The organism is Muricauda brasiliensis (genome assembly GCF_003057865.1).
Lineage (GTDB): Bacteria > Bacteroidota > Bacteroidia > Flavobacteriales > Flavobacteriaceae > Flagellimonas > Flagellimonas chongwuensis.
In genome coordinates this window covers 26,331-41,857 of sequence record NZ_QBTW01000006.1, presented here as the reverse complement: position 1 = coordinate 41,857, position 15,527 = coordinate 26,331, and the positions used below count along the sequence as shown (strand labels likewise).

At 43.2% G+C, this 15,527-nt stretch carries 14 protein-coding genes; 8 read left to right on the top strand and 6 right to left on the bottom strand.

Annotation, left to right across the window (positions count from 1 at the left end):
- Positions 1 to 77: 77 nt before the first annotated feature.
- Positions 78 to 776 carry a (d)CMP kinase gene (gene cmk, locus DCK90_RS04580; RefSeq protein WP_108245013.1) on the bottom strand — a complete coding sequence of 233 codons (699 nt, stop codon included), beginning with the start codon at positions 774 to 776 and terminating at the stop codon, positions 78 to 80.
- Positions 777 to 825: 49 nt separating this feature from the next.
- Complete coding sequence (gene lon / locus DCK90_RS04575) at positions 826 to 3,276, bottom strand: endopeptidase La (protein WP_108245012.1); 2,451 nt, start codon at positions 3,274 to 3,276, stop codon at positions 826 to 828.
- Between the two features lie 217 nt (positions 3,277 to 3,493).
- Between lon and DCK90_RS04570 the strand changes: the two genes are divergently transcribed.
- From DCK90_RS04570 to DCK90_RS04555, 4 genes are read left to right on the top strand one after another with little or no spacing between them, the layout of a single operon-like run.
- Positions 3,494 to 4,051: an RNA polymerase sigma factor gene (locus DCK90_RS04570; RefSeq protein WP_108245011.1), complete on the top strand. Its 558-nt coding sequence runs from the start codon at positions 3,494 to 3,496 to the stop codon at positions 4,049 to 4,051.
- Between the two features lie 2 nt (positions 4,052 to 4,053).
- Complete coding sequence (locus tag DCK90_RS04565; RefSeq protein ID WP_108245010.1) at positions 4,054 to 4,614, top strand: hypothetical protein; 561 nt, start codon at positions 4,054 to 4,056, stop codon at positions 4,612 to 4,614.
- A complete protein-coding gene (locus tag DCK90_RS04560; protein WP_108245009.1) occupies positions 4,595 to 5,692 on the top strand; it encodes a DUF4097 family beta strand repeat-containing protein in 1,098 nt (365 codons plus the stop codon). Before DCK90_RS04565 ends, DCK90_RS04560 begins: the two co-directional genes overlap by 20 nt.
- A gap of 35 nt (positions 5,693 to 5,727) precedes the next feature.
- On the top strand, positions 5,728 to 6,453 hold the full coding sequence (locus DCK90_RS04555; protein WP_108245008.1) for a head GIN domain-containing protein: 726 nt from the start codon (positions 5,728 to 5,730) through the stop codon (positions 6,451 to 6,453).
- A gap of 64 nt (positions 6,454 to 6,517) precedes the next feature.
- Here DCK90_RS04555 and DCK90_RS04550 read toward each other — a convergent pair whose 3' ends face one another.
- From DCK90_RS04550 to glgB, 4 genes are all read right to left on the bottom strand, one after another.
- Complete coding sequence (locus tag DCK90_RS04550) at positions 6,518 to 7,849, bottom strand: MFS transporter (RefSeq protein WP_108245007.1); 1,332 nt, start codon at positions 7,847 to 7,849, stop codon at positions 6,518 to 6,520.
- 112 nt (positions 7,850 to 7,961) lie between these two features.
- On the bottom strand, positions 7,962 to 8,771 hold the full coding sequence (locus tag DCK90_RS04545) for a M48 family metallopeptidase (protein WP_108245006.1): 810 nt from the start codon (positions 8,769 to 8,771) through the stop codon (positions 7,962 to 7,964).
- Between the two features lie 39 nt (positions 8,772 to 8,810).
- Positions 8,811 to 11,210: a glycoside hydrolase family 31 protein gene (locus tag DCK90_RS04540; RefSeq protein ID WP_108245005.1), complete on the bottom strand. Its 2,400-nt coding sequence runs from the start codon at positions 11,208 to 11,210 to the stop codon at positions 8,811 to 8,813.
- 96 nt (positions 11,211 to 11,306) lie between these two features.
- Entirely contained in the window at positions 11,307 to 13,202 is a 1,896-nt protein-coding gene (gene glgB, locus DCK90_RS04535) for a 1,4-alpha-glucan branching protein GlgB (RefSeq protein ID WP_108245004.1), read from the bottom strand.
- A 159-nt stretch (positions 13,203 to 13,361) separates the two neighbouring features.
- Here glgB and DCK90_RS04530 point away from each other — a divergent pair, with 159 nt between their 5' ends.
- The 4 genes from DCK90_RS04530 to DCK90_RS04515 all read left to right on the top strand — a co-directional run bounded on the left by DCK90_RS04530 (position 13,362) and on the right by DCK90_RS04515 (position 15,500).
- Complete coding sequence (locus DCK90_RS04530) at positions 13,362 to 13,940, top strand: collagen-like triple helix repeat-containing protein (RefSeq protein WP_108245111.1); 579 nt, start codon at positions 13,362 to 13,364, stop codon at positions 13,938 to 13,940.
- Between the two features lie 111 nt (positions 13,941 to 14,051).
- Positions 14,052 to 14,543, top strand: coding sequence for a peptide-methionine (R)-S-oxide reductase MsrB (gene msrB / locus DCK90_RS04525; protein WP_108245110.1), 492 nt, complete (start codon positions 14,052 to 14,054; stop codon positions 14,541 to 14,543).
- Between the two features lie 15 nt (positions 14,544 to 14,558).
- Positions 14,559 to 14,963: a peptide-methionine (R)-S-oxide reductase MsrB gene (msrB, locus tag DCK90_RS04520; RefSeq protein WP_108245003.1), complete on the top strand. Its 405-nt coding sequence runs from the start codon at positions 14,559 to 14,561 to the stop codon at positions 14,961 to 14,963.
- Complete coding sequence (locus DCK90_RS04515; protein ID WP_108245002.1) at positions 14,964 to 15,500, top strand: DUF1572 family protein; 537 nt, start codon at positions 14,964 to 14,966, stop codon at positions 15,498 to 15,500.
- Positions 15,501 to 15,527: the final 27 nt, after the last annotated feature.

Sequence of the window (15,527 nt, the reverse complement as noted above, 5' to 3'; positions counted from 1 at the left end):
TATTCGCAATACCACAGACGGAGTAGCTATGCGTTTATTCAAAACGATATGTACAACTCTAAAATTCCACCCAATTCTCAAGCATCCTTCGCAATCACCCGTTTGGCAAACTCATGGATACGCTCAAACTGTTCTTCCAGTCCCATATCGCTGTTATCAAACTCAATGGCATCCTTGGCCTTGGTGAGCGGTGAAATGGTCCGGGTGGAGTCGATTCGGTCTCGTTCCTCAACATTTTTCAATACTTCGGCATAGGTAACCTCCTCCCCTTTTTCCAATAGTTCTTTGTAGCGTCGGGCGGCACGAGTTTCGGGGGAAGCCGTCATAAACAATTTTAATTCGGCATCGGGGAAGACCACGGTACCAATATCACGGCCATCCATCACAATACCCTTGTCCTTGCCCATCTCCTGTTGAATCTTCACCAATTTTTCCCGAACTTCCTTAATGGCAGCTACTGGGCTCACAAAACCGGACACTCGCATGGAACGGATTTCCTGTTCCACATTTTCATCGTTTAAAAACATATCGGAACGACCGGTTTCCGTGTTGGGAACAAATTTAAGATTGACCTCAGGAAGTTTATCTATCAAAGCAGCGGAATCGAGTTCACCTTTCTCGTTCACGAACCCATGGTTCAATGCAAAAAGAGTAACGGCACGGTACATGGCACCTGTATCCACATAAATATAGCCCAAGGCAGCGGCCAATCGTTTGGCGATGGTACTTTTTCCCGTTGAGGAATATCCATCAATTGCTATCGTAATTTTTCCCATACGCCAAAAATAGGCAGAAATATCATGATGATTACATGACAAGTATCATCTAAAGTTCCTTGGCGTTCTTCACTTTTTGTTTGGTAATGGCCAAATCAATCACCTCGCTCATATCGGTTACGTAATGGAACGTCAGGCCTTTTAGATAATCCTCCTTGATTTCCTCGATATCCTTTTTATTATCGGCGCACAAAATGATTTCCTTGATTTTTGCCCTTTTGGCCGCCAAGATTTTTTCTTTGATTCCTCCAACTGGCAATACCTTGCCGCGAAGGGTAATCTCGCCGGTCATGGCCAAACTCTTCTTCACCTTACGTTGGGTGAACAATGAAATTAAGGACGTTAACATGGTAATACCTGCACTGGGACCATCCTTAGGAGTGGCTCCTTCGGGCACGTGGATATGTACATTGTACTTATCAAAAACACCCGAATCGATACCATACGCATCAGCATTGGATTTGATGTATTCCATGGCAATCGTGGCGGATTCCTTCATCACTTTACCCAAGTTACCCGTAATGTTCATGGCTCCCTTTCCTTTGGAAAGAATGGATTCTATGAACAGGATATCACCGCCAACACTGGTCCAGGCCAATCCCGTTACCACCCCGGCAACATCGTTGTTTTCGTATTTGTCGCGCTCCAAACGGGCAGGTCCAAGGATTTTTTCGACATCCTCGTTGGACAAGGTTACATTGTACTCCTCCTCCATCGCAATGGATTTGGCTGCATAACGCACCACTTTGGCAATCTGTTTTTCCAAGCTACGCACTCCGGATTCACGGGTATAGCCCTCAACGATTTTCTCCAATTGGCGCTTGCCGATTTTCAAATCCTTTTTAGCCAATCCGTGCTCCTCCAACTGTTTGGGCAACAAGTGACGTTTGGCAATCTCCACCTTCTCCTCGATGGTGTAGCCTGTTACGTTTATGATTTCCATACGGTCGCGCAACGCAGGCTGTATAGTAGAAAGGTTGTTCGCCGTGGCAATGAACATGACTTTTGACAGGTCGTAGCCCATTTCCAAGAAATTATCGTGGAACTCGCTGTTCTGCTCGGGGTCCAAAACCTCCAACATGGCAGAAGACGGGTCGCCTTGATGACTGCTTGCCAACTTATCGATTTCGTCCAGAATAAATACAGGGTTGGATGTTCCCGCTTTCTTCAAGCTTTGGATAATCCTACCGGGCATGGCGCCAATATAGGTTTTTCTGTGACCACGGATTTCAGCCTCATCACGAAGACCGCCCAACGACATACGCACGTACTCGCGGCCCAATGCCTCTGCTACAGATTTTCCCAAAGAGGTTTTACCCACCCCTGGAGGTCCGTACAGGCAAAGTATTGGCGACTTCATATCGTTACGCAGCTTCAACACCGCTAAATATTCGATAATCCGGCGTTTTACATCTTCCAATCCGTAATGGTCTCTGTCCAAAATCTTTTGGGCCCTTTTCAGGTCGAACTTGTCCTTGGAGAACTCGTTCCATGGTAAATCCAACAAAAGGTCCAAATAGTTCCGCTGAATGGAATACTCGGCCACCTGTGGGTTCATGCGCTGCATTTTGGAGAGTTCCTTCTCAAAATGTTCTTGCACTTTTTTGCTCCACTTTTTCTTCTTGGCCTTTTCCGCCATTTCATCCACCTCTTCCTCATACGACAATCCACCAAGCTCCTCTTGGATGGTCTTCATTTGTTGGTGAAGGAAATATTCGCGCTGTTGTTGGTCCATATCACTACGGACCTTGCTCTGTATATCGTTGCGAAGCTCCAATTTTTGAAGCTCCATGTTCATATATTTCAATGTGGCCAATGCCCTTTCCTGTAGATTGGCAATTTCCAAAAGCTGCTGCTTGTCCTTCACATCCAGATTAAGGTTGGAAGAAACAAAATTGATCAAGAACGAATTGCTCTGAATATTCTTGATGGCAAAAGTGGCCTCACTGGGAATATTTGGGTTGTCCTTGATAATTTTGAACGCCAATTCCTTTATTGAATCGATGATAGCCTCAAATTCACTTCCTTTTTCATCGGGACGCTCCTCTGCTGCTTCGCTCACTTGGGCCGTTAAATACGGCTTTTCGGTAAGTACCGCATCGATTTTGAACCTCTTTTTACCTTGAATGATGACCGTAGTGTTACCATCCGGCATTTGAAGCACCCGTAAAATACGGGCTACTGTCCCGACGGTATTGATGTCCTCCGGTCCCGGGTTCTCCACAGATTCATCCTTTTGGGACACAACGCCTATAGTCTTGGAACCGTTATTGGCGTCCTTGATCAAATTGATGGACTTATCCCTGCCGGCCGTAATCGGAATCACTACGCCCGGAAATAACACTGTATTCCTAAGAGGCAATACCGGTAAGGTTTCCGGCAAGCGCTCCTTGTTCATCTGCTCTTCGTCTTCCGGGGTCAACAACGGTATCAATTCCGCATCCTCATCGAGCCCCTGTAGATCTATATTGTCAAATTTGGTTATTTTCATCTCTCCCATATCAACTTTTCGGTCATTTTGTCATAAAAGACAATCGACCCACATTTTTATTCGTCATTTAAGCTAGGTCAAATCCCTTAAAATCAATGTTTATAGCGACTCCTAAGCTCATTATCACCCTATAGTTGGCAATTCCTGTGCCATTAAAAATCAAATTTTAAGAAAAAAGTGTAACAAATGGTAAATTGGCTCATCTATAAGACAAACCAATCATTTTTTGAGCCAACAAAATGAACATATTGACACACTGCTCCAGTTGTGCATGCAGGGCAAACAAAGCGCGCAGCTAGAAATTTACAATCGGTACTACAAGGCGATGTACAACACCGCTTTTAGGATTGTAAAGCATACTGCGGAGGCCGAGGATGTAATGCAGGAATCGTTCCTGAGTGCATTCACCAAACTGCACACCTTTAAAGGAGACGTCGCCTTTGGAGCTTGGTTAAAGCGGATCGTGATCAATAACAGCATCTATCATTACAAAAAGCAGCAGAAAAAACGTGCTGACGATTTGGATGATGTAATGTACAAGGTCGAAGATAATGATGGAGTTGCTTCGGATCAAAATGGTTACACAGAACTGAAGGCTCAAAAAGTGATGGAAACCATGAAAAGTTTGAAAGACAATTACAGAGTTTCTTTGACCTTACATTTAATTGAAGGGTACGATTACGAAGAAATAAGCGAAATAATGAATATAAGCTACGCTAATTGTAGAACCATGATTTCGAGGGCCAAAGATAGCCTTAGAAAAAAGTTGACCGTAAATGTTTAGTTATGAAGAAGGATAATTTAGATCATCTGTTCGAGAGACTCCACGGCGAGTTTGATGTAGAGGAGCCCCAAGGCGGGCACCAAGAGCGGTTTTTGGAAAAATTGAACCAGGGCCAAGGCACCATTGCCCTACATAAAAAGAAAACATCGTGGTGGAAACCGTTGTCCATTGCAGCTTCCATTGCCTTGGTCGCACTAATTGGTTACCAAGCCTTTGGGCCTCAGCCAAGCATTAAACAACAGGTAGTGGAAATAGCACCGGAGGTATCCCAAACCGAGTTCTATTTTGCGAATTTGATAGAGGAACAGGTAGAGGAAATGAAGGAGGAGAAAACACCGGAAACAGCTCAATTGGTGGATGACACCTTGGCACAATTGGCCAAGCTGGACAAAGACTACCAAACCCTAGAGCAAGATTTGGTCGATGGCGGTGACAGCAAGATCATCTTGAGCGCAATGATCACCAATTTCCAAACACGCATCGACCTTTTAAAAGAAGTTTTGAGCCAAATAGAAAATATTAAGAATTTAAAAACACAAAATGATGAGAGCTTTACAATTTAAACACATCTTTTTCGCCTTGGCTTTTATTCCCCTATTTGTTAGTGCCCACGTGGACAACGATAAATTGAATGGCAAATACACCAAGGAAAAAACTATAAAAAAGGAGTTTAACGTTAATTCGGATGCCCTTTTGAAGGTCAGCAATAGCTATGGAAACCTGAACATCACCTCTTGGAACCAAAACAAAGTGATGATCGAGGTACACATTAAAACCAATGGGAATGATGAAGACCGCGTACGGGAACGCTTGGAGGAAATCAATGTAGATTTTGACAATAGCGCCAGCATGGTATCCGCCATCACGGATTTTGGTAACAGGAACAGTGGTTGGAATTGGAGTTGGGGCAAAAGAAAAAGTGTGAGTGTACAAGTCAACTACACCATAAAGCTTCCTGTAAAAAACAGCGTCAACCTTAGTAACGACTATGGCAATATCATGTTGGATAGGATTGATGGTCATGCCAAAATTAGTTGTGACTATGGTAAAATGGACATTGGTGAGCTACACGGCCGCAATAATGAGCTACGGTTCGATTACACCTCACGTTCTACTTTTGGGTACATAAACAGTGCTGAAATCATTGCTGACTATTCCGGTTTCACCATCGATAAAGCAGGAAACCTTACTATTAAGGCCGATTATACCAACGGTGTTGTGGAAGAAATGGATAACCTCCAATATTCCAGTGACTATGGCTCTATTGATGTAAGAAACGTGAAAAATGTGGATGGCAACGGAGATTATATCGGAGTTAAACTGGGGAACGTACACGGCAATGTGTCCATCACCAGCGATTACGGCTCCATCAAAATAGATAGATTGGCCCCTGATGCCGGAAATGTACAAATACGTACCGATTACACGGGCATCAAAATAGGTTACGATTCGGGCTATAATTTCGACTTCGAAATTACCACCGAATATGCTGGAGTAAGCGGTAAAGATGATTTCGAAATCAATATCAGTAAAGAGAAATCCACCGAAAAATATTATAGTGGTTACTACGGAAGTCCAAACTCTGGAAATAAGGTGAGCATTACCAGTGACTACGGAGGAATATCATTTTACAGAAATTAACATCAATTCAAAAACTTTAAATTAAACACAAGATCATGAAAAAATTTATCACGCTTACGCTTGCAATGGGAATGATTACAGTTTCTTGCGCGCAATGGGGAAGAAAAATACAAGGGAACGGTGATGTAGTTACCATTGAACGTTCCGTTGGTGACTATGACGAGGTGGCCATGGCCGGTTGGTTCGATGTAGAGCTGGTATCCGGTAGCGAGGGAGAACTAACGTTAAAAGGAGAGTCCAATTTATTGGAACATATTGTTACCGAGGTAAAAAATGGCAAATTGACCATTAAGGTAGAGAAAGGCATGAACCTTAGACCATCTAACTGGAAAAGTGGCATTTATGTTACTGTGCCCATAGAGTCCATTGATGCCGTGAGCCTATCGGGTTCCGGGGATTTGGTTGGAAAAACCACTATTAAAGCAAGACAGTTCAGCACCGCAATGTCCGGTTCTGGTGATGTTACCCTTACTGTGGAGGCGGAAGAAATGGATGCCGCTCTTTCGGGCTCGGGAGATATCAACCTATCCGGAAGGGCAACGGATTTCACGGTTTCGGTTTCAGGTTCGGGCGATATCAAGGCTTTCGATTTGGAAGCTGATTTTGTAAAAGCTACGGTCTCCGGGTCGGCCGATATTAAGGTTACCGCGAACCAATCGCTTGAAGCTAGGGTTTCAGGCTCCGGTGACATTCAATACAGAGGAAATCCCAAGAAAGTAAATTCAAAATCTTCAGGTTCTGGAGATATCACCAAGGTATAAACTCGAGTTTATCATCAATCAAAAACTGAAAAAGCCCTGAAACCCTCGGGGCTTTTTTATGCCTTTAATTCGGTGTTTTGACCTTGTTCACCCTGAGGAGAAGAAAAATGCCTATCAAGAAGAAGATTCCCAAAAAGATGGTACTGTTACGCATGCTACCCGTAAGTTGGGCCACTATGCCGTACATAAGCGTACCTATGATGATGCCTATTTTTTCGGCGACATCATAAAAACTGAAAAACGAAGTGGTATCTGTAGTCTCGGGCAAAAACTTGGAATATGTGCTTCGAGAAAGTGCCTGAATGCCTCCCATAACAATTCCTACCAAACCGGCTGCAATGTAAAAATCCATTGGGGTCTGTAAAAAATAGGCGTACACACATAGCAATCCCCAAATTACATTGATAACGATAAGTGTCTGTATATTTCCATAAGCTTTGGATGCCCTTGCGGTAACAGTTGCCCCTAAAATGGCAACAATTTGTATCAAGAGAATACTTACTATCAATCCCATGGTACGCTCATCGTCCGACCCCCAAACAATTTCCTCTTCGCCAAAATAGGTTGCAATAAGCATAATGGTCTGTACGGCCATACTGTAAGTGAAAAATGCCCCTAGATATCGCTTCAATTTTCTGTTCTCGCCAAGCTGGTGCCATACCTGTCTTAATTCCTTAAAACCATTTAAAATGACATGCTTCCGCTCCCCTTCCCTTTTATATCCCTTGGGCAGATGTGCAAAGGTATACTGGCTAAAAAGAATCCACCAGATTCCTACTGAGATAAAGGAATACTTCATGGCCTTGATTTCGGCAACTTCTCCACCACTGTCCGTTATGCCAAAGAAATCGGGCTCCATCACCATAAATAGATTAAAAACCAATAAAATGACGCTTCCTACATATCCCAAAGAAAACCCCTTGGCACTTATACTATCCTGTTGCTCCGGAAAAGCGATATCGGGCAAATACGAATTGTTGATGGCAAAGCTCACCCAAAAACCTACAAGTCCGAAGAAATAACAGATCAATCCAAAATAAATATGCTCCAAAGAGAACCAATACAGGCCGATACATGAGGCCGCCCCCAAATAACAGAAGAACTTTAGAAAAATCTTTTTGTTCCCTAAATAATCGGCTACGCCAGATATCAAGGGGGTTACTATGGCAATAAACACGAAGGCCAAGGATGTCACATAACTGATCAAAGGGGCCCTTGCTATTTCGCCACCAAAAATTGTGACTTGCTCAATACCGGCGGTTCTGAACAACAGTCCATAAAAAAGTGGAAAAATGGCCGAGGATATCACCAAGCTGTAAACCGAATTGGCCCAATCATAAAATGCCCACGCATTCAACAGTTTTTTACTTCCCTTTAATGCCAATGTCTGTACCATAACTTTATTGCAAAAAAAATGTCACTTCGAATCCCTGTGAAAAACCCTTTTTGATGTCGGTTGGATCTTTCGTCTGTTTCGAAGTGACATTTACAGTTCCTTGTTTATAAATCTATTCGAAGGAGGTTACCCCAAATTTTCGCGCCTCTTGTTTTGCGGCCGGGGCCCAAGCAGTCAAATTGTTAATTCTTGTATCGTTGGACGGGTGTGTGCTCAAAAACTCCGGTGGCGCCTGTCCTCCCGAGTTAGCTTTCATTCGCTTCCAAAGTTCTGCCGCCTCACTAGGGTCATAGCCCGCAATCGCCATAATTTGAAGCCCGATTCTATCCGCTTCGGTTTCGTGGCCACGGCTAAAGGGAAGCATTACCCCTATTTGGGAACCAACCCCGTATGCTTGATTGAACAACCCGAGTGTCTTCTCGTCCTGGATAGCTACATTTCCGGCAACAGCTCCGAGTTGCTGTATGGTACTTGCGCTCATACGCTGAGCACCGTGATCGGCCAAAGCGTGTGCCACTTCGTGGCCCATGACCACGGCAACACCGGTTTCATTTTGGGTAATCGGCAATATTCCTGTGTAGAAAACAATCTTTCCACCAGGCATGCACCAAGCATTTACAGTTTCGTCCTGTACCAGATTATATTCCCATTTGTAATCTTTCAGATAACCTGGATATCCATTGGCATTCAGCCAACGCTCAGCGGCGGAGGCTATACGCTGTCCTACCTTGGTGATCATTTGTGCATCCGATGTGCCCTTGACCACTTTATTGGATTCTAAAAATTGGTCGTACTGAGCAAACGCAGTAGGGAAAACTTGACTGTTCGGATAAAAGTTCAATGTGCTTTTTCCTGTAAAAGGATTGGTCTTGCAAGCAGCAACAGCTAAAAGAACCAATCCAGTTAATATTATCTTTTTCATATGGTAATACGTGTTTTGTGCAATTGAATTTACGAAATTTTATTTTCCAAAAATATGGAGTTCCGTGAAATCCTTGCCAACCTCTATGGAATTGTTACCATTTAATTTGATTGAGTCCAAATCCACTTCCTCGTTGTCGACTTCAACCGTATCTATGGTAAAGGGCAATCCGTGGAACGACATTTTAAAATTATCATAGGAGGTGATAAAGTTCCCATCTTTGAATTGCTGAATAATCAATTCGTTCTCCTTTCCCGTCAACTTGAAGCGTCTTAGACTATACCTACCTTTTTTATAATCATATCCATCTTGCTGGTCTTCGTATACTTGGGATCTTTCCGTACCCGCTTTGTAATACACATCGATGTTCAATTTTTCAATTTCCTTTTCTCCGATGTACTGCTGAACAGGGTATTTTGGAATCATAGCTCCCTCTTTCACAAATAGAGGAATTCGATGAATCTCAGCAGAAACCCAGCGTTCCACACCGCCTTCTGTCAATTCATCGGTCCAGTAATTATACCAGTTTCCCTTCGGAAAATACATTCTTCGTCCTTGGGAATTCGGTTCTTGAACAGGGCAAACCAACATTTGCTTACCAAAGATGAATTCGTCCGTACGGAAATGTGTTTGATGGTCCTCTTGATCGTAAAACACCAAAGATTGAAGCATCGGGAACCCTTCTTTGATGTAGTTGTAGAACATGGTGTACAGATAAGGCAACAATTGGTACCTCAACTCAATAAACTCCCTCACGATATCGGTAATTTCATCACCGAAGGACCACGGTTCCTGATCGCCGTGATCTCCACTGGAGTGTACCCTACAGAATGGATGAAAAACGGCCAACTGCATCCAACGGGCAAAAAGTTCGCCATTGGGTTGTTCGGCAAATCCACCAATATCGGAGCCAACAAAAGAGTATCCACTCATGCACATACGCTGCATTTGCACGTTCGCGATCCACAAGTGTTCCCAAGTGGCCACATTATCACCGGTCCAAGTAGCGCAATAGCGTTGCGTACCGGAATAGGCTGCCCTTGTCAACACAAAAGGCCTGTTGGGGAACATAAATTTTTTAACGCCCTCGTAGGTGGCACGGACCATCTGCATTCCATAAACATTATGTGCCTTACGGTGGCTGCAGGGGTGGCCATCATAATCGTGACGCACATCCAGATTGGCAGTTTTGGTAGGAACTTCCATCACGGCGGGTTCGTTCATATCGTTCCAAACACCACTAACCCCCATTTCGGCTATCATTTCCTTGTAGAGTCCAGCCCACCATTCCCGTACTTCGGGATTCGTAAAGTCAGGAAACTTACATTCTCCTGGCCATACTTTTCCTTTAAAATGTGGTCCATCGGCCCTACGGCAGAAAAAACCATTATCCATGGCTTGTTGGTAGACCCAATAATCACGGTCAATTTTAATACCGGGATCTATCATAGTAATCACCTTGAAGCCATCTTCCTCCATTTCCTCGATCATCTTTTTGGGATTTGGGAAGTACTGGTTATTCCAAGTAAAACAACGGAACCCTTCCATATAATCGATATCCAGATAAATGGCATCACAAGGAATGTTCAATTCCCTGAACTTAGAGGCAATATCCCTCACCTTTTGTTCTGGGAAATAGCTCCATTTGGATTGATGGAATCCTAGCGCCCATAAAGGTGGGAGTTCTGGCACACCGGTTAGGTCGGTGTAGGACTCCACGACTTCTTTCATCTGAGGACCGTAGAAAAAATAGTAGTTCATTTCACCTCCATCGGCCCAAAAACTGGTTACGTTCCGTTTTTCTGCGGCAAAATCAAAATAAGTACTGAAGGAATTATCGAAAAACACACCATAGGCCTTGCTTTCCTTAAGTCCCACATAGAAAGGTATGGACTTGTACAACGGCTCTTGATCCTTGCCGTAGGCATAGGAATCTGTGACCCAGTTATTGATACGTTTTCCTTTTAGGTTGGTATGTGATGCTTTATCGCCCATACCATAATAACTTTCGCCCGAATGACAGACCTTGCTCATTTTTACCACATTTCCACCGTAATCAAAGTTCTCTTCCCAGTGGAAGCCAAGCTCATCCTCGGCCAGAATCACGTTGTCCAAATCAGCAATCTGTACTTTTAGGTTCGCCTTATTGATGTAAATCTTGATTTTGGAAGTGGTTATGACATATTCCGGTATCTCGTCCTTGATAGTCAACTCATTGTACCCAAGGTTGACATCTTCACTAATGGCATAAGAAAAGTCGGGTTCAAAAACATACTCGGTAGCATACCTGAATCGGACCACACTATCCCTTAGAATAGTAACTTGAAGAATTACACCGTTTTGGGTAGTAAAATATATTTTATCGTTTTCTTGTTTAAAGTCTACGATATGATTGGGGAACTGATTCCCTCTAGTTGCAATTTCCGTGTTGGTTATCATCTGTAATCAGTTGAGGCTCACAAAAGAAATACAAAAGCCTGAATAATTAAAAATATGTTTTGAAAAGCAATTAACTATATCGTTTTAGTTGCTTTTTTACTTGTAAACAACCACTCCCAAAGGTGGCAGGTTCAATAAAACGGACTGCTCGTATCCGTTCCATGGTGTTTTAGAGGGCTTCACTGTTTTCTTGCCCATGCCACTACCAGAGTACTTTTTATCATCACTGTTAAATACCAGTTTCATTGTGGAAGTCTTCGGCACCCCCAATCGGTAATTCTCGCGGGGAACCGGGGTAAAATTGCAAACAACGATCAAATCATCCTTGGGGTCGTTCCCCTTTCTCATAAACGATATCACCGTGTTCTCTTGATCATTGTACTCTATCCATTGAAACCCATCTGGTTTAAACTGCTTTTGATACAGTGCTGGACTGTTTTTGTACAGCTTGTTCAAATCCTTAACCACTTCTTGTATGCCGGAATGAAAATCATATTGGGTTAAATGCCATTGCAGGCTCTCTTGAAAGTTCCATTCGGATGATTGTCCGAACTCCCCTCCCATAAACAATAGATTGCCACCTGGGTGTGTGAACATGTAACCGAAAAGCATCCTTAAGTTGGCAAAACGTTGCCACTCGTCACCCGGCATTCTATAGAGCAAGGATTGCTTGCCATATACCACCTCATCATGAGAAAATGGCAGCATAAAGTTCTCGGTAAAGGCATAAGTAAGACCAAAACTGATCATGTTCAGGTCGTACGAACGGTGTATCGGGTCTTTTTTAAAGAACTCAAGGGTGTCGTGCATCCATCCCATCATCCACTTCATCCCAAAACCGAGCCCTCCGTAATGTACTGGCTTGGTAACTCCGGTAAAGGCCGTGGATTCCTCTGCAATGGTCTGTACACCTTTAAAACTGGCATATACTTCTTGGTTCATTTCCCTTAAAAAGGACATGGCTTCCAAGTTTTCATTGTTTCCGTACATATTGGGTTCCCACTCGCTATCTTCCCTTGAATAGTCCAAATAGAGCATGGAGGCAACTGCATCGACGCGTAAACCATCCACATGGTATTGATCTAGCCAAAAAACAGCATTGCTTATCAAGAACGCGCGAACTTCGTTTCTTCCATAGTTAAAAATAAGGCTCTTCCAATCAGGATGGTACCCTCGCCTCCTATCCGGATGTTCATAGAGATGCGAACCATCAAAAAAACCAAGACCATGTGCATCTTCCGGAAAATGGGAAGGCACCCAATCCAAAATCACACCTATACCCTTTTGATGAAGGGCATCAACCAGAACTTTGAAGTCCGAAGGCTTCCCGAACCTTGAGGTCGGGGCAAAATATCCTGTGATTTGATATCCCCACGAAGGATCGTACGGATATTCCATGACCGGCATAAACTCCACATGGGTAAAACCCATTTCCTCCACATAATCCGCCAACTGCTGCGCCATCTCCAAATAACTGAGCGATTCCCAACCATTTTTCTTCTTCCAAGATGCCAAATGCACCTCATAAACAGAATATGGCTTGTCCAATGCATTCTTTTCTTCCCGGGTCTCCATCCAATCCTTATCCTTCCATTTGTGGTTATCTTCCCATACCACGGAGGCTGTATTTGGTGGTTGTTCACAAAAGCGAGCAAACGGGTCGGCTTTTTCCGTCCAAATATCATTGTTGTTGGAGTGTATTTTGTATTTGTACTTGGTACCCTTGTCCACTCCGGGAATAAATCCCTCCCAGATACCACTACTGTCCCAGCGCACATTTAATTGATGTTCGTTTGCATTCCAATAATTAAAATCACCCACAACACTGACCGATTTTGCTGAAGGCGCCCATACGGCAAAGTACGTACCTTTGACACCATCGACCTCTGTTAGGTGAGAACCTAACTTGTTGTAGAGCCGAAAATGTTTGCCGCCCTTAAAAAGATTGATGTCAAACTCTGTAAAAAAACTGTGTGGAACTACCTTGGACATATATGCGGGTTTAGTACTATACAATAATAAGCATCTTTAAGTAAGAATACGATTATGACAACAGGTTTGATATTAGAAACAACATTTTTTTAAAAATGGAACGCTTTTTGATTTCCTTACAACAAGAGTTAAATGAACACAAATTCAAAATCCAAAATCATGAATAAATTTAGTACAATTTTAGGCGCAGTAATCGTTTTTGTCTTTGCAGCTTGCGAAGGCCCCCAAGGTCCTCCGGGTTTCGATGGACTTGATGGAGCTCCGGGTGCGCCAGGCGCCGACGGTATCCAAGGACAGGTGGTCGAGGTAGAAGGCGTAAACTTCGATTATTTTGCCGAAGACAATCTTTTTTCCGCCTTGATTACTTTTTCCGATGTCACCGACTTTGAAGTTTTTGAATCGGACGCCGTTTTGGTTTACAGACATGACGGTTTAATCGACCTTAGTGATGGTTCCACCGCCGATGCATGGACACAACTGCCTCAAAATTATTTCTTGCCGGAAGGTACCATGCAATACGTTTTCGCTCACACATTTGTGGACGTTGAACTCTTTATCGACGGAAATTTTGACCTATCTACCATTAGCACTGACTTTACGGACAATCAATTGTTCCGAATAGTTTTTGTACCCAGCGAGTTTGCAGAATCTCCGGATTTTGATGCCGCGAACCTCAATAGCGTAATGTCCAAACTCCAAATAGATGAAGGAGAAGTCATGAAATTGGATTTGAACTAGTCCCAACAAAAAATAGTATCTTAAGTCTCATTGGTCAACAATGGGACTTTTTTTTGGTTTATTTTGAAAGGAATCGAATCAAATCACGTCCAAATACTAAAAAAAAGATTCATGGGAAAAAGATTGCTATTGATAGCTCTTGTCGTCTTTGCCGGATGCAAGGGAACATCACAGGAAGAAAAAAAAGAAAATAGTAAAGAAGCTGCTTTCAAGGTCAACAAAACCGATGCCGAATGGCGTGCGGAACTTACCGAAATGGAATATTACGTATTGCGAAAAGAAGCCACAGAAAATGCCTTTTCAAGTGATTTGTTGGACATCAAGGAAAAAGGCACCTACGTTTGTGCGGGCTGCGGTACCCCATTGTTCAAAAGTGAACATAAATTTGATTCAGGAACCGGATGGCCCAGTTTTGATAGGGAAATCGAAGGAAACGTCGCTTTTGATACCGATTATAAAATCGGAGTGGCTCGCACAGAGGAACATTGCGCAGTTTGTGGAGGACATTTAGGACATGTTTTTAACGACGGACCCAGCAATACTACGGGAAAAAGACACTGCATTAACGGTGTGGCCTTGGATTTTGTTCCCGAAAAGCAATAAATTGCCCTAAAAAAAATGGAAAAAAAATATAGCGTAGATAAGACCAACGAAGAGTGGAAACAACAACTTTCCGCAGAAGAATATTATGTGCTACGCCAAAAAGGAACCGAACGTCCGTACACTGGCAAGTTTGATCTTCATTTTGAAAATGGCGATTACCATTGTAAAGCTTGTAACGCCAAATTGTTCGAGAGCGAGCACAAGTTTGAAAGTGGTTGTGGCTGGCCATCGTTCGACCAAGCGGTCGAAGGCGCCATTGAATATATTCGCGATACTAGTCATGGCATGATCCGCACAGAAACGGTTTGCGCCAATTGTGGCAGCCATTTAGGCCATGTTTTTAACGATGGACCCAAAGAAACTACCGGCAAACGCTACTGCATCAACTCCGTGAGCATTGATTTTGACCCAAATGAATAAATGGATTTCCAAGAAAATTATTTGAGCAACGTTCGATTCGAGTTCCAGCGTTACAAAAGCATGGGAGACCAAACCTTTGCTCAAATTCTTGATACCGACATTCATTGGAAATACTCGGGTTCCGATAATTCCATAGCCATTATTGTAAAGCATATGGTAGGGAATATGCTGAGCCGTTGGACCAATTTTTTAACGGAAGATGGTGAAAAAATCTGGCGGGAACGGGATTTGGAGTTCGAAAATCCCTATTCCGAAAAAGCGGAAATGCTCGTTGCATGGGAAAAAGGATGGCAATGCCTTTTTGATGCCCTGGACAGCATCAACAGCTCTAATTTTGAAAACAAGATCAAGATAAGGAATGAAGAGCATAGCATTGTTGAGGCCATCAACCGTCAACTGGCACATTACGCCAGCCATGTAGGACAAATTGTCTTCATCGGAAGAATGATCAAAGGCTTGGATTGGACGTCATTATCCATCCCAAAAGGCGAGTCTAAAGCCTTCAACAAAAAGATGTTTGGTACAGGCAAAGCCTGATTTCACAAACAAACCGACATTTGATTT

Bases quoted from the DNA above. Each gene is read 5' to 3' on its own strand.
- DCK90_RS04515 (WP_108245002.1), top strand. From the start codon at position 14,964: ATGGATTTCCAAGAAAATTATTTGAGCAACGTTCGATTCGAGTTCCAG.
- DCK90_RS04545 (WP_108245006.1), bottom strand. From the start codon at position 8,771: ATGAAAAAGATAATATTAACTGGATTGGTTCTTTTAGCTGTTGCTGCT.
- glgB (WP_108245004.1), bottom strand. From the start codon at position 13,202: ATGTCCAAGGTAGTTCCACACAGTTTTTTTACAGAGTTTGACATCAAT.
- msrB (WP_108245110.1), top strand. From the start codon at position 14,052: ATGGGAAAAAGATTGCTATTGATAGCTCTTGTCGTCTTTGCCGGATGC.
- DCK90_RS04540 (WP_108245005.1), bottom strand. From the start codon at position 11,210: ATGATAACCAACACGGAAATTGCAACTAGAGGGAATCAGTTCCCCAAT.
- DCK90_RS04560 (WP_108245009.1), top strand. From the start codon at position 4,595: ATGAGAGCTTTACAATTTAAACACATCTTTTTCGCCTTGGCTTTTATT.
- msrB (WP_108245003.1), top strand. From the start codon at position 14,559: ATGGAAAAAAAATATAGCGTAGATAAGACCAACGAAGAGTGGAAACAA.
- DCK90_RS04530 (WP_108245111.1), top strand. From the start codon at position 13,362: ATGAATAAATTTAGTACAATTTTAGGCGCAGTAATCGTTTTTGTCTTT.
- DCK90_RS04555 (WP_108245008.1), top strand. From the start codon at position 5,728: ATGAAAAAATTTATCACGCTTACGCTTGCAATGGGAATGATTACAGTT.
- DCK90_RS04565 (WP_108245010.1), top strand. From the start codon at position 4,054: ATGAAGAAGGATAATTTAGATCATCTGTTCGAGAGACTCCACGGCGAG.
- cmk (WP_108245013.1), bottom strand. From the start codon at position 776: ATGGGAAAAATTACGATAGCAATTGATGGATATTCCTCAACGGGAAAA.
- DCK90_RS04550 (WP_108245007.1), bottom strand. From the start codon at position 7,849: ATGGTACAGACATTGGCATTAAAGGGAAGTAAAAAACTGTTGAATGCG.
- lon (WP_108245012.1), bottom strand. From the start codon at position 3,276: ATGGGAGAGATGAAAATAACCAAATTTGACAATATAGATCTACAGGGG.